18 protein-coding genes are annotated in these 26206 nt (G+C 33.9%); all 18 read right to left on the minus strand.

Features of this window, described 5'->3' with window-relative positions:
* Complete coding sequence (locus EDD63_RS05490; RefSeq protein WP_134169290.1) at positions 1-888, minus strand: DUF2232 domain-containing protein; 888 nt, start codon at positions 886-888, stop codon at positions 1-3.
* Between the two features lie 117 nt (positions 889-1005).
* Positions 1006-1773: a hypothetical protein gene (locus EDD63_RS05495; protein ID WP_134169292.1), complete on the minus strand. Its 768-nt coding sequence runs from the start codon at positions 1771-1773 to the stop codon at positions 1006-1008.
* 123 nt (positions 1774-1896) lie between these two features.
* On the minus strand, positions 1897-2652 hold the full coding sequence (locus tag EDD63_RS05500; protein WP_134169294.1) for a DUF975 family protein: 756 nt from the start codon (positions 2650-2652) through the stop codon (positions 1897-1899).
* A 15-nt stretch (positions 2653-2667) separates the two neighbouring features.
* The gene (locus EDD63_RS05505) at positions 2668-2964 is read right to left on the minus strand and encodes a septum formation initiator family protein (RefSeq protein ID WP_134169296.1); all 297 of its coding nucleotides are present in this window, start codon (positions 2962-2964) and stop codon (positions 2668-2670) included.
* 40 nt (positions 2965-3004) lie between these two features.
* On the minus strand, positions 3005-3160 hold the full coding sequence (locus tag EDD63_RS11550) for a hypothetical protein (RefSeq protein WP_166667554.1): 156 nt from the start codon (positions 3158-3160) through the stop codon (positions 3005-3007).
* Positions 3150-3431, minus strand: a complete 282-nt coding sequence (locus EDD63_RS05510) for an RNA-binding S4 domain-containing protein (RefSeq protein ID WP_134169298.1) — start codon at positions 3429-3431, stop codon at positions 3150-3152. The genes EDD63_RS11550 and EDD63_RS05510 overlap by 11 nt, the downstream gene beginning before the upstream one ends.
* 7 nt (positions 3432-3438) lie before the next feature.
* Entirely contained in the window at positions 3439-6783 is a 3345-nt protein-coding gene (gene mfd / locus EDD63_RS05515) for a transcription-repair coupling factor (protein WP_134169300.1), read from the minus strand.
* 7 nt (positions 6784-6790) lie between these two features.
* Complete coding sequence (pth, locus tag EDD63_RS05520; RefSeq protein WP_134169302.1) at positions 6791-7351, minus strand: aminoacyl-tRNA hydrolase; 561 nt, start codon at positions 7349-7351, stop codon at positions 6791-6793.
* Positions 7348-7608 carry a hypothetical protein gene (locus EDD63_RS05525; protein WP_134169304.1) on the minus strand — a complete coding sequence of 87 codons (261 nt, stop codon included), beginning with the start codon at positions 7606-7608 and terminating at the stop codon, positions 7348-7350. The genes pth and EDD63_RS05525 overlap by 4 nt, the downstream gene beginning before the upstream one ends.
* Before the next feature lie 143 nt (positions 7609-7751).
* Positions 7752-8387 carry a CatA-like O-acetyltransferase gene (locus tag EDD63_RS05530; protein ID WP_134169306.1) on the minus strand — a complete coding sequence of 212 codons (636 nt, stop codon included), beginning with the start codon at positions 8385-8387 and terminating at the stop codon, positions 7752-7754.
* A 1063-nt stretch (positions 8388-9450) separates the two neighbouring features.
* A complete protein-coding gene (locus tag EDD63_RS05535; protein WP_134169308.1) occupies positions 9451-10395 on the minus strand; it encodes a hypothetical protein in 945 nt (314 codons plus the stop codon).
* Positions 10379-10960: a signal peptidase I gene (locus EDD63_RS05540; protein WP_166667555.1), complete on the minus strand. Its 582-nt coding sequence runs from the start codon at positions 10958-10960 to the stop codon at positions 10379-10381. Before EDD63_RS05540 ends, EDD63_RS05535 begins: the two co-directional genes overlap by 17 nt.
* On the minus strand, positions 10950-11834 hold the full coding sequence (locus EDD63_RS05545; RefSeq protein ID WP_134169312.1) for an LPXTG cell wall anchor domain-containing protein: 885 nt from the start codon (positions 11832-11834) through the stop codon (positions 10950-10952). The genes EDD63_RS05540 and EDD63_RS05545 overlap by 11 nt, the downstream gene beginning before the upstream one ends.
* Positions 11835-11937: 103 nt before the next feature.
* Positions 11938-13023, minus strand: a complete 1086-nt coding sequence (locus tag EDD63_RS05550; RefSeq protein ID WP_134169314.1) for a hypothetical protein — start codon at positions 13021-13023, stop codon at positions 11938-11940.
* A 97-nt stretch (positions 13024-13120) separates the two neighbouring features.
* Complete coding sequence (locus EDD63_RS05555) at positions 13121-13768, minus strand: signal peptidase I (RefSeq protein ID WP_134169316.1); 648 nt, start codon at positions 13766-13768, stop codon at positions 13121-13123.
* Between the two features lie 353 nt (positions 13769-14121).
* On the minus strand, positions 14122-18210 hold the full coding sequence (locus EDD63_RS05560; RefSeq protein WP_134169318.1) for an InlB B-repeat-containing protein: 4089 nt from the start codon (positions 18208-18210) through the stop codon (positions 14122-14124).
* 209 nt (positions 18211-18419) lie between these two features.
* On the minus strand, positions 18420-22205 hold the full coding sequence (locus EDD63_RS05565) for a leucine-rich repeat protein (RefSeq protein WP_134169320.1): 3786 nt from the start codon (positions 22203-22205) through the stop codon (positions 18420-18422).
* A gap of 371 nt (positions 22206-22576) precedes the next feature.
* Positions 22577-26032 (minus strand): LapB repeat-containing protein, encoded by a 3456-nt coding sequence (locus tag EDD63_RS05570; protein ID WP_134169322.1) that lies wholly within the window; start codon positions 26030-26032, stop codon positions 22577-22579.
* Between the last annotated feature and the right edge of the window lie 174 nt (positions 26033-26206).

Below are 26206 nucleotides of genomic sequence, written 5' to 3' on the forward strand. Positions count from 1 at the left end.
CTACTTTTCAATTATTTTTTCAATATGTCCACCAAAACTTACATAGATGCCTAAACACATCATAATGTTTTGTATAACAGGAATAAAACAGGCAATTAATGCACCTAGCACAATCGCTCTACTTCTCTTTTTGACACCATAGCTAATACATTCAATAACTCCAATCGTGATAGCGATCATCATACATACCAAATACAACACAAGAATTGCATCTTCGTATGCGGCAGGTACACTAACAAATTGACTAATCGCATAAATCACTAACCCAACGGTTGCTAGCATTCCTACTTGTTTTGGAATACGTACTTGGGTAATTGGTTTTAATGGTGCTACTTGAATACGTAAACGTGCCAAAATTACATGGCTTGCCACATGGATCACAATCCCTTGCATAAATGCAGAGCCAATATATACAATGAGTACTACTAACATTGCTAAGGTTCTTGCGCCACTTGCAATTCCTGCTTGTTCCACCATCTTTGTTAGATCCATAACTTCTGCAATGATATCATAGCCAAAGATATGGCCAAACACGATTACAGTAAGTGCACTGACAAGTAACTGTGAAACTATAGCTAGTATAAGTAAATATGCATTCTTCCAACCTTTTTTTAATCCAATCCCATAACATACACCACTTACCATCGCGGATATCAAAAGTACCATACCGGTAAAGGTAGAAAATAGAATCGAAGAAAGGATGCATGATATAGCCACAATCAGCCCACTTTGTATATCATAGCGTACCATATATACAATTAAAGGAATACTAAGTAGCCAGAAAATCATTTCCTCTAGCACTCCTGCAAATTGTCGATTTAAAATCAGAAGGATGGCAACCATTGCAATCATCATTGCTCCTTCTGTAATATTCCTAGTTTTTCTCATATGTATACCTTTCTCTATTTTACTATTTTTACTACCTGAATGAAAGAGAAACAAGAAACCTATACATTTGCACAAGTATCTCAAAAGAAAAAAGTAGCGAGTGTGTATTCACCTTCACTACTGTTCTTCATAATCACTAAAATCAGGGAAATCTATCGATTTCTTCATAAAACTACTGTAGGTATTTTTATAGTAGAGTTTCATTTTCAATTCTTGCGTATTTTGTTTCAAGGTAAATGAAAATGATAAATCTTGTGTATCTACATATCCATTTGTATCAATACGATATTCTACTACCGTTGTATCCAGTTCAATCATATCATCTGTAACAACTATACCTGATAAGGCTTCAGTAAGTCTATCCGCAATAAATTCTTTAACCACATCATCTTTTAATTTCACCTTTGCCTTTTGATTGGTTCCATCTTTTTCAATGGTCAAATCTTCCATATTGGATTTCCCAAAACTTTGAAGTTTTGTGGTTTCGGTTACTGAATCATCTTCTTCATCTAGTTTGGTTTTGACTTTTTGACCACTAGCAGCTGTATACATATACCCATCTTTGCAATACATAGTAATCGAATCTTTCATCCCTGAATTATCCGTTTCCATTACGACTTTAGCTTCTCCAGTTTTTGTATCCGCTAAGTTATTTAAGATAAAATCCATATCTACACGTACATACATATTTTCATCCGTATCACTTAGGATTTCTAATCCCATAATACTTTTTCCAGTTGTATGTGTCGCATCATCGGTTTTAGCGATTGCACGATTTAGCTTTTGAATGGCATTTTCTCCTGTTGCTTCTTCACTGTTTGTACAACCAATAAGTAGCACACTCACACAAGCAACAAGTACCATTATTTTCTTTAATATTTTCATGTTTTTAATTATACGCCATCTTTTTTCAAAAGCAATGAAACCTGTGTGAACATTTTGGATATCAAGTAATCAACACATAAGAAAATCGTATATAAAAAGCTCGTAATAACGAGCTTAGTTCTATTAAAATTCTACTGTATTCACGAAATCATCTTGTTGATTGTCATTTGCATTTTGTGAATAGTCTTGATCTGGATAAAGTTTTGATTTTAATTGTTCGTACACATCAAATTGTGTAAGTGTTTTATATGGTAATACATACAGGTTTGAAATACCATAAGAAACAAGAGCCAACATTTCCCATAAAATAAATGATAAATCTAATACAAAGAAATTCAACTTACTTCCTTTACTTAAAATACCTGATTCCGTTAATGTTTCACCAATTCCAAGTTCTGGTTGATCTACGGCGATTTGTTCAACCAAATAGAAACGGAAAGTTAAGTAAATTCCAGGAACAACTAATAATATATATCCAAGTGCTATTATAACATTTTTAACAAACACCTTTAATACAAAGTTAATAAATCCTCCAAATGATGCCAAACTTGAAAACGGTACTGCATCGCTTGCTGTATGTTTTGAAAGATATCCTGCAGATAACATTAAAAAATAATTAAAGAAAGCTACAACCGTTGAAATTAAAAACGATACCGGTATTGTAACAAGCAATGAATTAAAGTATGCTTTTACAACCAAGTTCGCTTGTGATTGTGTCAACGATTCATACGTTGCACTAGCTCCCATCGAAAATGTTGGTGTAAAAAAATTTGCTACAAAGTTAAAAATAATAGGAATGGCTGCTAATGCACCTAAAAACAGTATATTACGGTGCAAAATATTTTTTGCTCTCACCTTCGCTAATTGACGATTAAACATATTCTCCTCCTCTAGTTAATCTTCTGGTAATTTAAATACTTGCTCACCATCACCCTTGGTCAAGTTATATTTACCTCTTGCATAATTGACAACGTATTCTTCGTTATTCAATTTGCTTTTTTCATCTTCAAACTTTGCTTTTTCTTGTCGCAAAGTTTTTAATTCTTCTTCATAACCGGAGATATTTTCACGCAAAGTAAGTGTTAATTGCACTTCTTTTACAACTTGGGCAATGCAGTATATCGATGCAATCATCAACAATGCAAGAATAACATAATGTGATGGTTTCCTTTTTTTCTTTGCTTGAGCCATGTATACCTCCTTTTTATGTAGTTATAGTTTACTTGTTTTATTAGAAGAATTCAACATTTACACCATATAGTGAATCACGTAAATCCAATAATTCGATATATGACATTTTTTCCAACTCATCTTTTGATTGTGTACACATCGGAATTGAGAGTATCTCATTAATCAAATATTCAATATTCATTCCTTCAGTTTCCATAGTCTTCCTTTCTTATTTCAATTCGTTTTTCCTCAATTACTTCAAACATTAAGGTTGCATCGTTTTTTGATACTTGTTTTGGTGTATCAAGTACTTTTACTGTAAGTTCACGATTTCCAAATTGTATGGTAATCGTATCACCAATTTCTACATTGGTCGCTGGCTTTGCTCTTCTGCCATTGACCATAACTCTTTCTTTATCTGCAAGTTCTTTACTTACACTTCTACGTTTTAAGATTCTTGCTACTTTCAAATATTTATCTAATCGCATAGTTCTCCTATAATTTGCCACATTGGGCAATAAATTCAATGATTAACTCTAAATAGTTTTTGACTTTTGGTAGTTTTGCTACAATCTTTTTATTTACATATGCAATGCGTATTTCTTTGGAGATGGTCGTTGCTAGTTGGAAAAGTTTAACCCCATCTACACTACTACTCCATTTTTCAGTGAAATTGACTTCGACATCGCGATCTTTTTCTCTAAAACTTTCTACGTGTTTCTCATTCACCAATAAATCCAAACGCTTTTTCTCAAATAACATACCGACTTGTTTTGGTAGTTTTCCATATAAGTCTGACGTATCTTTATATAAACGATTTAATTTACCTAATGTTGATACTCCATCAATTTGTTGGTAAAGAGATAGTTTTTCATAATCTTCCTCTTCGAACTTTTCAGGAAAATAGGCATCCACTTTTACATTGGTACGAATGATTTCCTTTTCTGGTTCGATTTTGATTCCTTTACTTTCCTTGATGGCATCATTTAGCATTTCTAGATACATATCGATACCTACAGTATCAATAAATCCTGCTTGTTTTGGACCAAGCATTTCTCCTGCACCACGAATGGTTAAATCACGTAATGCAATTTGATAACCCGAACCAAGCTTTGCAAAATCTTTCATCGATTGCAAACGTTTGGTCGCAATTTCACTAAGTTGTTTATTTGGTGCATATAGTAAGTACGCATATGCTAAACGACTACTTCGTCCGACTCTACCTTTGATTTGATACAACTGACTTAACCCAAAGGTGTCTGCATTTTCAACCAAAATTGTATTTGCATTTGGAATATCGATTCCCGTTTCAATGATTGTTGTACAAATTAGGACATCGTATTCCTTGTTGGTAAATTGTAGCATTACATCTTCTAAGTCTTCTTTTGACATTTGCCCATGAGCAACACCAAAGCGAACACCTTTCATGTCTTTTGCTAGTTTACTAGCTACACTATAAATATTTTTTACTTTATTGTAGACATAGAATACTTGTCCATTGCGTGAAAGTTCACGTTCAATGACTTCTTTAATCAAACTATAATCTTTTTCGATTACATAGGTTTGTACACTTAAGCGATTGACTGGTGGTGTATTTAGTTGTGATAGAGAACGAATTCCAACAAGTGACATCTGTAACGTTCTTGGAATTGGCGTTGCCGATAAACTTAATACATCAATCGTATTTTTTAATTCTTTAATCTTTTCTTTGTGTTCTACCCCAAAGCGTTGTTCCTCATCAATGATTAATAATCCCAAGTCTTTAAACTTAATATCTTTGGATAGTAAACGATGGGTTCCAATAAGTAAATCGATTTTCCCTTCTGCTAAGTCTTTTTTGATTTGTGTCATTTCCTTTGTTGAAACAAAGCGATTTACAACTTTGATTGTAACTGGAAAATTACGCATTCTAGCAACTGCTGTTTTTACATGTTGCAAAGAAAGAATCGTCGTTGGACAAAGAAATGCAACTTGCTTATTATCGGTAATTGCTTTAAAAGCTGCTCGTAAAGCAACTTCGGTTTTTCCAAAACCAACATCCCCACAAAGCAAGCGGTCCATTGGCACTTCACTTTCCATATCTTTTTTGATTTCCTCTGTAGCCGTTTTTTGATCTACAGTTAGTGAATAATCAAAATCATCTTCAAATGATTTTTGAAGTTCACTATCTGGTGCATAGGCATGACCAATATGCTTTTCACGCAACGAATATAATTTCACAAGACGTTCAGCAAGTTCTTTTACATTCGCACTTACTTTTTCTTTTGTTTTTTCCCAATCTTTCGTTCCTAGCTTATTCAGTTTAGGACTTGCTCCTTCTTTAGACACAAACTTACGAACTAAACGAAATTGTTCCAGCGGAACAAATAGTATATCATTCCCTTTATAGACAACCTTTAAGTAATCTTTATGAATACCATCTTTTTCTTTCGTGACAATTCCTAAGTATTGTCCGACTCCGTAAAGTTTATGTACAACAAAGTCACCTGGTTGTAAGTCTTGGTAATGTTGTAAGACTTCAGCATCTTTAAACTTATTTTGATAACGTGCTTTATAGTGTACGGTATCAAATAGTTCTTGTGATGTATAAACCGCAATCTTTTCATTTGTTGCAACAAAGCCACTAATTAATGGAAGTGAAGCAAATAAGGATTCTAATGACTTGTCAATTTGTAAGAGAAGTTCTTTTTCCATTTCACTTACACTTACATACACTTCATAGTCTTGACTATATGTGCGTATTTCTTCTACTTTTCTTTCGAGTGGAATATCTAATGTTTGTAGTTCACTAATATTAGAAAATATTGGTTGTTTTACACTGACAAAGCGATGAATTTTCATATCTTTTCTAGTGAATGTATAAAATTCGTAAGCTATCGTATAAATTGGCAACATTTCACCAATTTCACTCATCTCTTGAATATAACCGATATTTTCACCAAATATCTTTTTATGATATTCTTCACAGTCCTCATAACTACTTAAGATACGATATCCAAAGTTTCCATAATCTTGGATACTGTAGTTTTCTTCCAACAGTGAATATAATGCACGATCTGCTGGTTGAAATGCTTTCTTTCCAATTCGTTCTTTAATGTCTTCAAGCAATTCATCATCAGCAAACTTTGTAGATAGTTGATTGATTATTCGTGTTTCTTCAGCTTGCGAGAATAGTATGTCGCTTGCACAAATAATCGTCGCTTCTTGAATCTGTTTTACTGTTTTCTTTGTGGATATATCAAAGAAGCGAATACTATCAATGACATTATCAAAGAACTCAATTCGTATAGGTAAATCATAATTCATCGAGAATACATCAATAATTCCCCCACGGGTTGCATATGTTAGTGGTTGATCTACATAACCAACCTTTTCATAACCTGCTTCAAATAGGGTTTGTTTTAAACTGTCATAACCAATTTCTTGATCAATTTTTAATTCGATAATATGCTCTGCAAACACCTTTGGATTTGGCAAAAACTTAGTATAAGCTCCTACATGTGTAATGATTACTAAGTCATCTTCATGTAATAAGCGATATAAGATTTCTACTTTATTAGCTACTACCTCATTGTTTTGACTTAAGGCTTCAATTCGCATACTTTCTTCTACGCTAAAAAGCAGCACTTTATCTTTTAAGAGGGGGGATAACCGCTCGTAAAGTTTCTGTGCTGTATATAAATTATGTTTCACAATAAGCATGCTTTCTTTTTGCTTTTGGTAAGTTGAAGCAATCATTAAACTCTCTTCAACTTCGCTTAGATTTCCAAGTTGATTACTCTTGGCTGCAAAAGCTTTGAAGGCATCATTGTGCGATAAAACTTTTAGTAAGTTATTCATTCACACCTCACTTCTTGTTGTAGGTTTCCATGACTTGATTGAAACTTTTATTACAGGCTTCAATTGCAGCATCTGCTGCATTTGATACAGCTTGTTGGAAATCACTTTGATCTTCCTTTGCGACTTTACCAAGTACATAGTCTACCGTAGGGATACGTGGATCACGTCCAATCCCTACACGAATACGGCGAAGTTCATCAGTACCTAAATGACGTATGATGCTTTTTACACCATTTTGTCCTCCTGCACTTCCTTTTTCTCGTAATCGTAATTTTCCTACTGGCATATCTAAATCATCATAGATTAGCAATATCTCTTCATCAGGAATATCAAAGTAATCTGCAATAGCAATAACACTTTCTCCTGAATTATTCATAAACGTCATCGGTTTTAGTAAATATACTTTCTCCCCTTTTACAAAGGTTTGGGTATACAATCCTTTAAACTTTTCTTGGTTTATCTCAACACCGAGTTTTCTAGCAATTTCATCCATTACCATAAACCCTGCATTGTGTCTTGTTTTTTCATATTGTTTTCCTGGGTTTCCAAGTCCAACTATTAATTTCATTCTTCTTTTAACCCCTTTCTACGAACCCGCGCAATTTCATCTTGAATGGCACGATATTGTACACATACAATTTCATTGATTTCATCTACGCTCAAGTTCTTGTTTGCCACAATCGACACTGACAAATCACTTTGCACAATCACTGAAATTTGTCCATCTTTTAAGCGAATGGAACGAATTAGATCATATACAAGTTCTTCTTTTTCTGGTTTCCCAGTATAGCGTGATGTAATTATTGCGCGTTCTTTACTTGCCATCTTTATCCGTCCCTCCGTTATGTATCTATTGTACAACACCACTTCAACTACTTCAATTTAGAAAACCAAGTTTCCTAAAGTCGTTTTATTAGTATATCAATTTCTACATAAAATACTAGAGCAAAATCAAAATTCACAAGTTACTAACTTATTACATTTTCTAGATATTCATCCAATGCTTGATAAAACTGAGCAATATGCAATCCATCAACAAGTGCATGATTACATAGTACTGTAACTGGTATTTCCACTTTACCATTTTGAGATGTATATTTCCCCCATGTAATCCGAGGATTGCTATCAGCAGGAGATGGCGTTGGATTACTTAATGCAATATAAGAAAGCCAAGGAAGACTTGAGATGAACAGTAATTCGTTTGCATCTTCTTCATCATCACTTGTACTTCTTGCTTCTCTAGCATCTTCTTGCGCCTTTATAGCATAAGGAAGATACTTTTTAAAAGGCATATTTGTTGATAATGTGCAGTAACAATACGTTCCATCCTCTAATACAACTGTATGCGATGTTTTGCAATCCGCATATTCAGCAATTCCATCATTCATTATACGTTGACGAAATTCAGGCACACTGTTTGCAGCTCTAGCCACACAATAATTAAACGTTAAAAAGAAGGGTAACTTCTTTTCTTTTACCACCTGTATAAACTTTGTAATATCTACTTGTACAGTCAATCCTACATATGGATTTGCCAAACTTTTGAAATATGTAAAATGATCTTTTCTTTTATATACATTCATATCTACTACTTTATAATTCATGTCTTTATCCTCACAGTATCCTTATTGTACAATGCAACAGCTTATTATCAAACCTATATTTCCTGGGAAATATAGAAAAACTAAACCACTAGTCTTATGACTAGGCTATATTGAAATATTCATATTTTTCATTTTTCTACTTGATCAAAACTACACCAACTAACTACTTTATAACTTTTTTCCTTTCAATGAAACACTTAAGCAAGAAAATCCAAAACAATGTCGCAACGAAAGCAGCAAGTATACCCCAAAACATCGTATTTATGGACTTATCCATTATAAATGATAGCTCATTCAATAATGAATATTCTAATTGTGAGTAGATGGTTATATCTAGCGGACAGTTCTTACCATATGTTAGTTTTTCGGCAACAAACACAAAAAGTACAATGATATAATACAATCCAACCAAATCAAACGTTTCTTTTTCATAATATACCTTATACTCCTCTTCCGAGGACAATTTCAACTTTTGTATTTTACTTATATCATTTTTCTTAGTTTGAAAATTAATGTCTCTATATCTACCAAATAACCCCCCAATTATTGTGAAAAAGATCAAAGAATAAAGTTCCGCATTTCTCCCAAACAAATCCAACAGATTTATAATAATCCAAATCAATAGACACGTAGTAGAAATCAAAATATCTCTCTTCGTAATTTTAGCGATGTATCTTAAAGCAATATAAACAACTAGTACAAAAATTACTAAAACAAGCATTTTGATTATAAGATCCATAATCAATAATACATGTTCGCATATCTTTACACTTGCAAAAATCTGTTCTAACCCCTTCAGCACAAGCATTAGAATAATTAAAATACTAGTTTTATTATTTCGCTTTTAAATTTTTCATCATTTTTTATTGTATCCTGAATTTCATTAATCAATTGTTTTATCATCTTTTCACCTCATCTATATACTTATAATACAACGTTACAAATCCTTCTTTTTAACAATTTTTCTCCAATATATGAATACGGAGATATTTCAAATGAGTATGGAATACTCACCTTTCATAATTCCTTACATGAAAAGAAACACAGTTTTACCCATGTTTCTTTAGTCTACTTGTTGTATTGATAATTTAAAATCGAAATTCACAAATAAGTGATAATCATTATTTGCATAGTTTCCATCTTGTGTAGCTGCCTTTGGTTTTACAAACCCTTTTGTTGCATCATGCATAACATAGACAGACGTATTATTTGTCTCATACTCTTGCATCAGTTGTTGTAAGATTCGATCTTTCTTACATGCATCACACAACGTAGCACTTCCATCTTGTACATCAATTGTATTTAGATTTGTACCATCTATACAGTTATCCCACTTCCATGTAAGCGTTTGGTTTTTAAGTCCGTATAGTTTTCCTAAATCTTCACCAGGTGTAAATGTAGTATCAATAAGTGCTTTATCCATACGCTCTTTGATTGTGCCTAATGAATTTTGTGTACTTAGTGCACTGTCAAATGTTTGAATACCTTCCCCTTTTAAAGTAAAGATAACTGGCCAATATCCATTAGTCTCTGTGACTTGTACTGCATTTTCTAACATATAGTATGTTTTTGCACTATCATATGGACCTTCATCTAAGGTACATGCATCGTTTTCACAAACATAGTAGGTTTGTGGTACATATGTGTATTGCATAAAATCTACAGGTTTCATCATTGCCCAAAACCCATTTCCTAAGAATATATTTTGTTGGTTCAATTCATATGTCAATTCACCATCTACTTCTGGTTTTCCATCAATTGATATATGAAGTCCATCATCATTACTTTCTCCTGGTAAGACAATATTTCTACCAAGCGTGTCTTTTGTTGTAAATAATTTACCTTCAGCTGTAGCTACAGTTCCCCATAATGCAACACGCGCAGAGTTTTGATTTTCTTCTTGTGTCACATACCGACCAAGTACCCCACTTGTTATGGGTAATACAATTAATGAGGCAAGTAGTATAATTGCCACTAGTTTTTTTGCATGTTTATGTATCCAATTCACTGCTTACCTCTCTTTCCGCTTTCGCTTGCTTTAATCTTTCTATTTCTAAACGGACCGTTTCAAGATCCTCTTGTTTGATTTGCTTTTCTTTTGCATATGACATTTCTAATAATAGAAATGCTAACAACAATACGCTTATGGTTCCAAGTGGATGTTTCATCACATTGATAATCGCTCCAACAAAAGGAATACTACAAATGACTTTCCCTTTGATGTTTTCCTTTGTGATTGGATCATCAACCATTCCATTTGCATCACCTTTGGTGTAAATATTATCTTCATCTATACTTACAACACGATGAACGATAAGTTCATACCCATCTTGATACACCACAATATCATCAATAGATACATTTGTTGTATCTTTCACGATAATAAGATCATCTTTTTCTAATGCAGGTTGCATACTTCCCGATAACACAACGGATGCACCATAACCAAATGGAGTTGGTAGTGCATTACCTACGATGGACTGTGCATTATATAAATACACAGTAAATCCAATATAGATTCCAACAATGATAAGAATTGGTGTACGCAAAATGCGTGATTTTCTACTCTTCATCATGTTCTCCATCTTTCTTCTTTTTCCAAATTATGCATGCTACAAGTACAACAGCAATTCCACCTAACATAAGATAATACATTACATTTGTTGTATCTCCGGTGTTTGGATTACGTAGTCCACCATCCGCAATTTGTGAATTTTCATCACTCCATGCATAGGTACGAATCACGACAGTTACAGTTAAGTCTTCATCGACTGCACGATTGCCTAAATAGGTATCAAAGTCATCATCACCTTGTTCAAATGGCCATTCCCAAAACAATGTGTAATACGCATAGTTTTTAGCATACAGACTAGCTTCATCACGAATAAAACTGCCCTTTGCTAGACGCTCCATTCCTTGATCACTACCTAAAAGATAGTCACCAGTATAACTTTTCATCGCAATGTTTACAGGGAAATCAACATCACTTGGACTTGTTAGTACTTCACAGGTCATTTGATATTTTACAGTAGTTGATCCATTATTTTTGATATGAAAGGTGTACTCATTTTCTGTTCCTGGAGCGATTACTTCTTCTCCATTTGAACTTACTACGCTTACTTTTCCATCATCATTTGTATATGTAAGCTTAAAAATTTCAACATCTGTTTCTGTTGACCAAGTTTGTTTATTATCAAAGGTTTCAATCCCCTCTGTATTTTGTTGTGTTCCTACCCCATTGGCATTGTTTGTAATTGCAATAGATGAACTACCGCCTTCATCGTTTGTTTCATCAGATTCCACTGCAACTGATGGAAACAATGAAATTGCTTCTTTTTCAATCTGTGATATGTAAATAAGATGATTTCCTATCACACTTACTGTAATTGCAACACAGATGAAAAGCACACATACCAATAGCCAAATCTTTCCTTTTCTATTTTGCATAGTTCTCCTTTTAAAGAAGCAACAAACAATCTGTCAATTGTTTGCTATTTCTTTAAATATAGCCCTTAGCGCATACCAAGGGCTATATAACATAAACTATAAACTAGTCTCTTTGAGTTATAGTAAGGTTTAAATTAAACATCACTTTAAATGATGATGGACCAAATGGTTTCCCTAAATATGCACCGTCTAATCCTTTTTCTTTCATAAACTCACCTTGCATCCCATTAAATCCTGTTGAAGCAAAGCAATTTACATCAAAATCAGTATCTCCTCTATTTGCTGCCATTACATTTCCAATCATGGTATCTACTTTATCGTATTTTCCGTTTGTAGTTGAATCGTCATGTGTAAATGCCCACTCCCATGTGATTTTAGGCAATGCAGCTTGGCTTAGGTCAGTACCTGATTCAAAATTTACACCTGAAGTCTTATAAACAGCGTTAAACTTATTTGCAATCAGTTCTAGCGTATCTTGTTGGTATGCACTCGCCCCTGTAGGGTTTGTAAATCCATTCCAATCTGTTCCATCTTGGTTCGTCATTTTAAATGTAATCGGATAATAGTCTGGACCTGCGTTTCCATCTGATTTTTCCAAGTTTGCAATTTCTACAGCTTCATAAAAAACATCACCATCTTTTGTGTATCCATTTGTTTTCGCATAGTAACTATCGCTATCTCTAAGAACATATAAATCATATTCGCCTGAATACGCTTTATACTCCGCTTCTGTAGATATACTTGTTTTTTTCATTTGAAAATACTTATCACCTCGAATACGGAAATTTTGTGTTTTCAATTCTCCAGTAATAACACCATCAACCTCTGGTGTTCCTGTTAAATTCAAATTAAACGTATCATTTTTTGTTCCTGGTGCCAGTACATTATCTCTAGTCTTATCAGAGTTAGCTAATGCTGATACACTAATCGAGTTATCAGTTACATCAGTTGTAATTGTATTTCCATTCGCTGCATCTTTGTAGTCTGTTCCAAAGATATTATTGTCAGCGGTCATCACAACACCCCATTTAGCAACACGTGCAGTATTTTCACCAACTGCTGTTGTAGTGTATTTTGCGAAAGTTCCACTTACAATCGCTGTTGTTAATAATGTAACAACTAATAATCCTGATGCAAGACGCATCGATTTATTCTTTTTTAATTCTTTTTTCGTTTTCAAATTGTTCATCTAATCTTTTTTCCTCCTATTAAACATACATCCTTTACTCTTTAAACTATATATTTCACTGTTTTGTTGTGGAGCAAAACAGGTGAAACCACACTAATTACTTATCTTCTTTAGATTGTTCTGCTTTTAGCTTTTCTAGTTCTGCTAAAAGTGCTTCAGTTTCATTAGCACTTGCTTTTTCAAAACCTTTTCTTCTAAAGATGTCATATCCGACAAGTAAGAATAATGGAACAACAACACAGACAATCAAACCTTGTGTTGTTTGCATAAACATTGCAATGTTCCCTGCACCACCAATACGGAAATCATAAATTCCAACTAAGTTTTGTTCTGGTATTGGATCTGCATCATTTGTATTATTGGCATCCCCTTTTGTGATAAATGCCAATTTCCCTTCTACATCTTGTATTTCAACTACACGGTGAGTTACAACTGCATTTTTTTCGCTTTTTGGATCAAAGTAAGTAATAATATCTCCTACTTTAACTTTCTTCGCATCTGTCACATTACAGATAATTAAATCACCTGATTGAATCTCAGGGTACATCGAATCCGTTAACACAATCATTGGTGCTATTCCACCAATACTTGGTACTTTTTCCGGTTCTGTATAACTCTTAACTATTAATGTCACATTGATAATCAATATCGGAATTAAGATGATACTCATAATAATTCCTACAATCGTCAACACTTTGTGCTTTGTCGATGTATTTTTCATTTTCTTTGTTTTCAATTCGCTCATTTATTTTCCCTTCATTTCATTATTCATTCTCGAATAAGTTTATTAAACATAATTAATTAACGAAAATCATATAGAATAACTATATCGATTCTCTCGTTTTTACTCAACGTTATTTCTGTGTCTTTTAACGCATTTTTTGAACAATCCATACAATTAATTCATAATAAATATTTTTTAATTCATAGCCCCTTACCTAAGTTATGTTTACATTTTAAAATTATTATATATAAACTGTCAACGATAACGAATGATGAATTCTAGATTCATTTTTTCCAACTTATTTTATCGATTTTCGCAAAAAAAGACTTACGTATAGACGTTGATTCATTGCGTCTATTCGCAAGTCTTATAAACTAATTTTCAGTCTTATAAAGTGATCGCACCTTATTCCGTATTAATAACGCAACACTAACTGCTGCCATAAATAGCGTAAGCAATAATTTCGATGCACTACTTGTATCACCAGTTTCAATTGATGGTTTTGAATTTGGTGTTTGATTTGAATTAGCACTTCCATTTGGTTTTGAATCTTTTGATGGTAAATTAGCACTTGGTTTATCTGGTGTATTACCACCTTCATTTGGCAGACTATTACAAACATCTATTTTACGATATACCGCTGTGAATGTTGTGCTTTCTTCCATATTCATTTTTGCGATATCTTCGCTTGAATATACACTTGACGATCCATTCATCGACCATCCAATATGTTCATAGTTTTCATTACTCTTTACTGATGGAACATAGGACACTTGATTTCCAAATACTACTTGTTCGTTCATCGTATTTGTTGTATTACCAGAAGCATCTACTAAGATTCCTTGTTCTCCTTGTTCAAACACGACAAGCAGTTCATCTGCACTCCATGTTGCTGTATAAACAGTTGTACTACCTGCTTTTCCAAAGACTTTTGTAGGTTCTACATCCCATCCTGTAAATGCGAATCCTTTTTTCGTTACTTCTGGAACCTCATAAGCTTTTCCAGGTTTTCCTTCTACGTAACTTCCAAATGCTCCTTGTGAATCAACTCCACCATCGTACATAAAGATTACCGTTGCATTGTCTACTTCTTCATACTGCGCAACAAATTCAGAATTTTTTGTAATCTTCATTTTTGCAATATCTTCACTAGCATATAACGTACTTGAACCATTTAAAGACCATCCTTTAAATGTATGTCCCTCGTATACTTTAATCTCCGGCACATATGTTACTGTATCTTGATATTTCACGTCTTCTGCATATGTATCAATTTTTGCATCGTCCGCATCAAACATATCTCCATATTCACCTGGTAGGAATGTTACTTCAAGAGATGATGTTTCCCAAATTGCTGTATAAACACTTGTGCTACCAGCACTGCCAAATACTAATGTAGGCTGTTTATCCCACCCAGCAAACGTATAGCCGTCTTTTATGATTGAAGGTGATATATACGCTGTTCCTGGTTTCCCAACGATTACACTCATATATTCTAAGTTATCGTCAACTCCACCTTTATAATCAAAGATAACTGTTACTTCGCCAATCTCTTCATAAATTGCAGTAAATACCACATTACCTGTGACTTTTAGATCGTTAACTTCATCACTTGTGTATAATATTTCACTTCCATCTTTTGACCAACCAACAAACTTGTATGAAGCATCAGATGTCACTGATGGAACAAAGGTAATTTTTTCTTTGTATACTACCCTTGTTTCCACTGTATCAACAGTATCATTTGCTTCATTTGTTAGTACACCATGTTCTCCTTTTTCAAAGGTAACTTTGTATGAAATTGGTGTCCACTGTGCATGATAAATACTTATACTATTTGCTTCACCAAACACTAATGTTGGAGTTTCATTCCATCCATCAAATTCATAACCTGTTCTTGTTGGAACTGGTGTAGCATATGCTGTCCCTGGTTTTCCATTGATTGTCTTCATGAATTTTGAGTCATCATCTAATCCACCATTGTAGTTAAAGATAACTGTTGCATTATCTATTTCTTTATATACTGCAGTGAATGTCACATCTTCAGTTACGTTGTATTTCTCAATCGCTTCATTAGAATAGATTTTCCCAGTGCCCGCGTGTTTCCAACCAACAAATTCATAATTTGTATTTGCCGTAACACCTGGCACAAACGTGACTGTATCACTAATTTTTACTTTTTCTGATACTGTAGAGGCCGTATCTCCCGTTTTATTGCTGAGTGTACCATTATCTCCTTGTTTGAATGTTACGTTATATGATAATCGTTTCCATTGTGCTGTGTAAATTGTTGTACTTCCTGCATCACCAAATTTCTTAGTTGGCTCTACATTCCAACCGATGAATTCATAACCTTCCTTCGTAACTGAAGGAACTGTATAGGTTTCATTTGGTTCACCACTTACAATTGTAATCTTCTCATCATTATCATCAATTCCACCATCATAGTTAAATATGACTGTCGCCGTTCCGTTTTTCTCCCAAACAGCTGTATATGTTTTATTACCAACAATTGGTTGTTTGTCCATTGCTTTTGGGTAAATAATTGCTCCATATGCTTTATCTTCCCATCCCACTAAACGATAACCTTCTCTTATTACTTGTTTGTAGTCTGGAGTTGGATTCATTGCAGTTTCATAATCACCTAAAGTTTCATAGTCTGTCACTTGTGTCCATTTTACATCTGCTTCAGAACCTGCAATATTTCCACCATTCAAATCATATGTAATATCAGCAACTACTACTTGATCGTATACCATTAAATCAAAATGTGTATTGGTAGTATTTCCTACTGTATTGCCACCTATACTTCCCGTACCTGCATTATAGAATACTTCTTTTGCACCACTTCCATCATAATACGTTCCACGTATAGCTACTCGATAAAATTCGTCTCCAGAACATGTTTGTGTCACTTGTCTAAAACTTCTTAGATCCTGCTCACTACGTATTTTAATTTCGTTTATTTTTGTTAGTTTACTAAACCCATCAGTATAATCATAGTTACGAGTACCATTCGTTAAGAAACACGAACCACCCATTGCAACTGTTTGAATATCTATCCAGTAATATTCAAACTCAACATATCCACCTGTTAAACTTCCAGACTCACTCAAAAGAAGTGGATGATAAACGTCGACTCCAACTTTCTGATTTCCATTTTGTAATTGAACATTAAGATCATATGTAATATTTCCTGTTCCTATTGCGTCAACAATTTGACCATTTACCGTAGGCTTAATTACAGGTTCGATTGGATACACTCCAGGCGTTAGAGCTACAACTCCAGCTGCATCAAGATATGTCCCAGATAATATATCTGTCGTTTCTACTTTTTTTGCTGTGTCCTTATATAACCACTTCGCTTGATATCCAGCTGATAGTGTTACACCATCAAGCGAAGGTAATGTATACGCTGTGTTGACTTCCCAAAAAGAAGTTGTTGTATTTTTCGTATACTGAAGTGATTGATTATATAGTTTCTTTTCGCTACTTAGTACTGTTCCATTTGTATCTTGTGCTTGAAGTTCTACTTCATATGTAAATTGCTTCTTTAAATTTGCATCAGTTCCTGAAAGCGCATTTACTCTATCAAACTCAGACTTATTTGAAAAAACAACCATGCTGTTTGCAACCGCAGAAGAACTCGTACCGCTTATATTAAAAGATGTAGATGTATAGGAAGCCCCAACTGTTTCACTTATGATTTGAACACTTTTGAATGGACTAATCGTATTTATTTTAAACGCTTCATTTCCCACAGAAGTAACTGTACTTGGAATCGCAAAAAACACTGAACTTCCATCTTGTATCATCTGAAAAGAAAATGCGTTATTACCGATTGTCACCAATTTAGACGGTAAAGTAATGGCTGAAGTTGTGGTTTTTCCGTTGACCTTTATATATTCTACTGCACCAATGGAACCTAATGCTAACTCGCCAATAAACGTAATATTATCTGACAGAGTAATTTGCTTCAAACCAGTTTGATGCAAGGCTTTTGTTTGTAATGTTGTCACGCTATCCGACATCTCTAAAGATGTCATTTGATACTGTGCATTAAACGCGCTTGAGTTGATTGTAGTTAATTTTGTTGGTTGTGTCATATCTGTCTTTGTAATTGTATATGGCATGTATGAGCCAGTCCAACCTGGAACGCTTCCATTTCTTGCAAATGCAAACGAACCTATAGACACTACTTTCGAACCATTAATTTCATCTGGAATTGTTAGTTCCACATCTTTTAGGGTAGATTCACTACCAGCAACCGAAATGTACCAACTTTTGTTCAAAGAGGTAATCTCTATCCCTCCTGATACACTTCTATAATTAAACACACTGCTAGCACTATAGTCTGATGTTTTAATCACATCAGCACTTGCTCGTATTGATTGCTGTTCAACAGTGAAAATCGCTGCAAATGCAATAACCACTGCAAGTGCAACACTTATAATCTTTTTCATTTTATGTTCCTCTCTTCATTTCTATCTCTATCTCTATGTCTAGAAATCTAGACTCCAACATCATAAGTGTATAAAGATAATCGCTGACAAACAAGTTTTTTCTTGTTTGTTTTATGTGTTTTATGAACCATAACTTCTACTTAATTGAAAATGCGAGGTATACACTACTGTATACACCCCACATTTCATTATCTTTATTCACTCTATTGTTATTTTTTAGAACGTTTTATTTTACTCCATCCAAATCCACCTAGAGCAAGTACTGCTACTAGTCCAAGCAACAAATACACGTTTACATCAGTAGTATCTCCTGAATTCACTGTGTTGCTAGTTGCAACATTAGGTTTACTGTCTTCTGGTAGTTTCTCATATTGTGCAATAAATGTTACATCTTCTGTGATCAACATTTGTTTAACTTTCTCACTACTGTATACATCTTCAGTTCCTTTAAGCAACCAACCTACAAACTTGTATCTTTCGTTTGGCTTTACAACTGGAACATATGAGACAGATGTGTTGAATAACACACGCTCATCAATTGTTACCGCTTCCTTATTATCATCGCCAACCAAAATACCACTGTCACCTTTTTCAAATACAACCTGGTAATCATCACGCTCGCACTTCCATGCACCAGCAAAAATATAGTTACTGTTTTCAAGCGTTGTACTAGTTGTACTCCACCCTTGGAATATCCAACGGTCTTCTCCGATTACAATCGGATCACTACTAAATTCTGTAGCGTGTACTGTTGTTCCTGTTCTAAATGCACCTAATGCTTCTGGCGCCATATTCTTAATACTTTCAGGAAGTTCTTTTCCTTTTGTAACACTTACAAATTCATGATATGCATAGTATCTATTTAATTTCGGATGATTTTTTGCAGCTATTTTATCTCCAACAACACTAGCAGTTACTGGAAGATTACCCGTTGCATCTTCTTTTCCATCCCTTAGTTTTAGTTGTACTGTAACTGAATTTACTGTACCACTTTTAGCTTCAACGATATCCCAAATCAGTTTATTTCCTTCAATTCTTGCTGAACTATTTTCAGTAAGAACATCTATATCAGCATCTGTACCACTCAAGAAGTCAAAGTATTTTGATAAATCCACTTCTACTTGAGATGTAATCGGAAGTTCATCTTCATTAATATACTGAATCGCTTCTGATAGAAGTTCTGTAAATTCGTTGTCATCTTTTGCAAGATAGAATGTTTCGTTATCAAATGAAATATCTTTCAAGTTCTTTTCGTATTCTGCTTCAATTGAAGCAATACCAAGAGGATATACCCTGACACCTGCATCACGTAAAATTGCAGCTTCAGCCACACCATCACATTCTTCTTTTGGAAGTTTTGTTCCATCTTCTAACTTAACATTTGGAATTCCATCAGTTATGAAAATAATAACTGCTTCTCTACTTGTATCTTCTCTATTATCAATCAATTCTTTTGCCGCAAGCAAACCTTCCGAGTAATTTGTATAATTACTTTCAATCAACGTTCTTTTTTCTGCTCTTAACGCATCTCCATCTTCAAGGAATCCATCTGTACTCCATAATGAATCTGTTCCAAAAGCTGTTAAAGCGATTCTATTGTCGTATCCTTCACCATTTTTTTCCAAAATCATATCATATGCATCAGATAAAATATCTTCCATAATTAATGATCTAGGATACTTATCATCTGTACCCGAAATGTTTTTTGGAACTAGCATAGAATCACTATAATCGAGCACGAATACATAATCTAGTCTCGTATTTAATTTAGAACGTGCAAAATCCACACGAAGTTCTGCTTCATTTAAAGCATCATTTGTCCACTTCGCAGAAGACTGCAGCATTACATCTCCACTATAGTTTTGCGCAGTACTTTCATATCCACTAACCTCAGGATATCCAACCGGAGGTGTATTAACATCTGGAAGGCTTCCTGTTAATGTCATTAATTTTTTATGAATAACATTAGATATACCCAAACATCCCTCATACGCACGTCCATGGAAAGTTTTTATTGTTTCTGGAATAACTAGTTCTCCAGTGAAATCACAAAATGCAAAAATATATATTCCTGAAATATGTTCAACATTTTCACCGAAGGACAAAGTTCCAGTAAACCCGCTTTCATAAAAGATGGATCTTTCTGTCAAGTCACAATCTACAAATAAGTTTCGTGGTTTAACTGTCGCATTTTTACCAAACTGATGAAACGCTGCTTCTCCGACATACTCTATACTAGAAGGTAATGCCAAATCCCCAGTAAACTTTGTCATTGCAAATGCATAATGCCCAATTGTTTTTACTGCATTTCCAAGCGTTAATGTTCCTGTAAATCCACTTTCTCGAAACGCGGCAATTTCATCAAGATTACAGTTTACTGTTAAATTGTTTAGACTTCCAACTGTTCCAAATTTTTCAAATGCAAACTCTCCAACATATGTCAAAGTCTCAGGTAAAACTAAGTCTCCACTAAATGACGTTGCCCCTCTGAACGATTGCTTTGCAAGAGTCTTTACAGAGTTACCAATTGTTAGTGTTCCTGTAAATCCACTTTCTTGAAACACGGCAGTTTCATCAAGATTACAGTTTACTGTTAAATTGTTTGGTCTTCCAACTGTTCCAAATTGATAGAACGCCCATGATTTTACTAAACTAAGAGTTGAAGGAAGCACTAAATCTCCTGTAAACCCTGTTGCCTGATAGAAACTTTGCGTTTCAATAGTTTTTACACTTTCACCAATCGTTAACGCACCTGTAAATCCACTACGATAAAAAACAGCTGGTTTAGACAAATCACAATTTACTGTTAAGTTTCCTGGTTTTCCATTAACTCCAAACTCTCTAAACGCGTACGTTCCAACACCTTTAACTGTGGAAGGTAGTACTAAATCTCCTGTAGCGTTTTTCACTTGGCGAAAAGCCTCTGTTCCAATATACGCTACGTTTGGCCCAAAGGTCACTTTTCCATTGATATTTGCACTTTGAAAGACATTTGACTTTGGAAGTGAACAATTTATATCAACATTTTGCACCTTCCCATAATACCCAAAATAATAAAATGCGTACTTATTGACTAAAGTTACTGTACTAGGAAGAACAAAATCTCCTGTAAACCCTGTATAGCTAAAACTATACTCACCAATATCCTTTACCTCAGGACCAATAGTTAATGAACCTGTAAAAACGCTGCCATAAAATGCTTGCTCAGATATCGTTTCACTATTTACTGTCACGTTCCCATTAATCGGCTTTTTATAACTACCAAAACAATAAAATGCATAGTCTCCAACTTTCTTCACTGTACTAGGAATTACGATGTCTCCTGTAAATCCATTTACAAGAGTAAATGCATAGTCTTCAATTTCAGTAATTGTTGAAGGAAATACAAGGCTTCCAGTAAAAGTCCTTCCAGTATCTTTATAGAAGGCCATCGCACCAATTTTAGTTACTGTATATTCTTCACCATCTGTTGTTGCTAAAACTTTTGATGGAATCACCAAATCTCCAGCATATGCAGCATCTTTTGTTCCCGTTACTGTTGCTGTCTTAGTACCATCTGTTGAAAATGTATATGTTAATACACTATCAGCTTCTGCTACAACCCCAGTTCTTGGTTGAACTTTTCTAGCCACATCACCCGTGTTGACTTGTTTAACTTTTGCACCTTCTTTTGATTCTTCTACATTGTTTTCACTTTGTGATGAATCTTGTGCATCCGTCTTTTCTTCATATTCTTTTATCTCATCTTCTAGTGCTGGAATTTCTATTGGTTCATCAACTATTTCTTCCTCCACTATAACAATCTCTTCTGCTGTTTCCGATTCACCAAGAGTACTTCCATTTTCTGGAGTACCTTCTTCTTGTGGATTCTCTTCAACCACTTCCTCATTCGCTTTACCCATTACTGAATAGTTACTTACTTGCCCTATTACCACAAACATAATAATTGCTACCGTAAATAGCTTGCGAATAAAACTACTTTGCGTTCGTTTCATTTCTTCTTTCCTTTCCTAGATAATACATCGAACTATCATCTACATACACACACTTTTCGATATGCGTTCTACTTGCCAACAATAGAATTTTTTACACATACAGTAAACAAATTCTCTCATTTGCAACCCCACTATATAAATCATAAATATCCTCGCCAATGCACTCAATTGTATTTCAGTGAGAATAATGATGATTTGTTGCGTAATGTTCGGATTATCAACTCTTGCTGACACGCACTTCACAAAAACTTTATAATCTCCATATTTGTATTACAAATCCAATAAAAGGTTGACACTAGTGCCAACCTTTTGGGTATTGGTGAATATCACCATTCATCATACATAGTTAGTATAGGATCTATGTTAAATGACTATTTGTTTGTACGTCTTCTTCTTGTGAAGATTGCAATACCAGCAAGAGAGATTAATAGTAATGCCATCATTTCATTAATTGTTGATGATAAATTAACTCCTGTTGCAGGATCACCTGATGTATCTTTGTCTTTATCTTTACCTGGTGTTGATGGATTTGCTTTTACTTCTTCTTTGATTGTTACTTTCACTTGTCCAACAACAACTTCAAGATCTTCTTCACTAACAAGCATTCTTGCTGCTTTAGCAGAAGTAGGACTTGTTAATACTAAGTCAAGAATTACATCTTCTCCAGCTTTTGCATTTTTTAAAGCATCCATGTTTTTGATGTATACAGGTAAATCTGTAATTCCATCTAAATAATCATCTTTCCAAGCTTTCGCTCCTGCTTTATTAATAATAAATGCTTCAACTGTTCCATCTTCAATGTGTGAAGTTAATTCACTCATTTCTAATGTAATGTCATTTCCTTCAATATAGTAAAGTGCTTTTCTCACGATATTCACTTGTACTGTTTTAGTTGTAACATTATCAACTGAATCAGTTACTGTAATTGTTACAAGGAATGGTTTAATTTCTTTTAAATCTTCAGGGTTGAAGTCAACTTTAGCAAAGTCAGAAGTAACAGTTGGTGCTAATAATGAATTATCACTTACTACTAATCCGATTTGTTCGAAGAATTCTGCTTCAGTTACTTCGCTTTCTGCACGATATGAAATAGTTACTAAGTCACTATCAACAACTGGTGCAGTTGTATCAATTACATTTACTGTAATATCAATTGATGTTGTATTTCCTGTTGGATCAGTTACATATAATGTAATTACCGTTCCATCTTTGATTACACTTGTATCTAAGTCAGCAAAGTTTGTAGCTTTTACGTTTACATCTGCTAAGACATCATTATCTTCAGCTTTTGTAACATTTACTGCTTTTAAGAAATCTTCATAAGTTACTTCTGTATTCACTTCAAATTCAACAGTTTCATTTTCAACTTCAAACGTTGGATCTGTTGTATCTGTTACTGTTACAGTAACTGAAAGTGATGTAGAGTTTCCTGTTTTGTCAGTTACAGTTAATGTAATCACTGTTCCTGTTTCATCCACTACATCTAAATCAATATCTTTGAAATCAACTGATGTGATTTCTAGGTCATCAGTAGATGCTGGGTCATTATCTGACTTTGTGATTGTTCCAAGTTGGTCAAGTACATCTTGAAGTGTTGAATCACTTGATAATTCTAATCTTGCTTCATCATTTTCAATTGTAAATTCTGGATCAGTTGTATCAACAACTTTTACAGTTACCTCTACAGTTGCTGTTAGTCCAGCTTTATCTTCAACATATAATGTTACTTTTGTACCATCTTCATTAACTACACCTTGTTTTAAATCTTTAAAGTCAGCAGATTTAACTTCAAGTGGTTTAGAACCTTCATCATTATCATTAGATACTGCATTTAATGCTGTAGTTAAATCAGCAAGAGTAATTGTATCTCCTACTTCTAATACATATTCTTTAGTATCTACTGTTAATGTAGGTACAGTTGTATCTTCAACTTTCACTTTAATTGTTACTGATTTTTTGTTACCTGTTGGGTCTGTTACAGTTAACGTAACATCTTTTCCTACTTTATCAACACGAGTTTGATCAACTTTAGCAAAATCAGAGTAATCAATTGTTTTCACCATCGCTGGATCATTATCTTCGATTGTAATTTTTCCAAGTAGTGATTCTAATTCAGCAGCTGTAGTTACAACACCCGCTTCAATTGTAATATCTTTTTTCTCAACATCGAATGTTGGTTTTGTAGTATCAGATACCGTTAATTCAACTGGAAGTGATGTAAAGTTTCCAGATTTATCAGTCACAGTTACATAAATAGTTGTAACACTTGGTTCATCTAAATTAATACTTCCAAATTCAGCAGATGTAATATCCATGCTATTTGTAGATGCTAGATCATTATCTGATTTTGTAATTGTTCCAAGTTGATCAATTACATCTTGAAGTGTTGAGTTCTTTCCTAATTCCAATCTTGCTTTATTTTTCTCGATTGTGAATTTTGGATCAGTTGTATCAACAACTTTCACAACTACATCAGTAGTTGCTTTGTAACCTGAATTGTCAGCTACATAAAGAATAACAGTTGTACCGTTTTTGTTAACTTCATCTTGTTTTAGTTTTGTAAAGTTGTCTGATTTAATTTCTAGTGTAGATCCTTTATCATTGTCACTTGCTGTAACACCAGATGCACTAATTAAATCAGCTAAACCAATAGTTTTTCCAACTTCCAATACGTAGTCATCTTTAGTTTTAGATAATGTAGGTGCTTGTGTATCTCCTACCTTAACTTTTACAGTTACGCTAGATGGATTGTTTGAAGCATCTTTTACAGTTAAGATAATATCTTTTCCTGTTTTATCTACTTTTGTTTGATCTAGACTTGCAAATGCAGTTGACTCAATTTGTCCAGCATATGCTTTATCGTTATCTGTGTTTGTAATAGTACCTAAGTATTTAGTAACAAACGCATCTAAATCAATGTTTTCACTAGCTTCAATTGTTACTGTTTTGTTTTCTACATCAAATGTAGGAGCAGTTGTATCTTCAACTTTCACAAGTACTTCTTGTTTAGTTTCTAATCCTGCTGCATCTGTAACAAAGAATACTACTTTTTTACCTACTGTATCAACTTCATCTTGTTTAATATCACCAAAGTTTTTCGCTTGAATTGTCATAGGTAATGAGTTTGGATTATTGTCATCAATCACAACATCACTTAACAACGCTGCAACATCCGCAACTGTATACTTATCAGCTGCTCCTAATTCAAGGATTAACTCTTTTGTTGATGTTGTAAATGTAGGGACTGTTTTATCTTCAACAGTAAATGCAATTTGTTTCTCTACACTATTACCATCACTATCTGTAACTTTATATTTCAATGTGAATGATCCAGTATCATTTAATTTGTTATTTTTATCAACCAATGCATCAGTTAAGTTTGTAATTACTACATCGCTTGTAGCTAATGCAGTATCTTCAACATCTGTAGCACTTGTAATGTATGAACGTGGATCAAATGCATCTCCTACTTCAAGAGTAGCTGTTGCTGTAGATAATGTTAATTCTGGCAATTTGTTTGAGTTAACTGTAATATCTACTTCTTTAGTTATTGTATTACCAAACATATCTGTAGCAGTTACAACAATTTTTGTAGTACCTGCTTTTACACCCGTTACTTCACCAGTTGAACTTACTGTCGCAATTGTTGGATCTTGAGAAGCATAAGTAATTGAATTTACCTCTGCTTTTACTTTACTAAATGTATCTTCACTAACTACAACAGTTGTGATATTTGTTTTCGTTCCAGAACCCAGTGTATTTGCTTCTTTTACAGTAGCAGGAGTTGCAATAGCAACAACCGTCAATGATGATGGGTTGTAATCCATTACACCAACACTTAATTTCTTAGATTCTTCTTTTGTAGGATCAACATTAAGAATTAATCCTGTATTTGCTCCTGTATTATGTAGAATGGCATTCTTAATGCAACTGTCATAGTCATCATATTTGTTAGTGTTTTTGTTATATTATTATGAATTCTCATCTTGATTGTTACGAAT

The sequence above is a fragment of the Breznakia blatticola genome (assembly GCF_004365815.1).
In the GTDB taxonomy this organism is placed as follows: Bacteria; Bacillota_I; Bacilli_A; order Erysipelotrichales; family Erysipelotrichaceae; genus Breznakia; species Breznakia blatticola.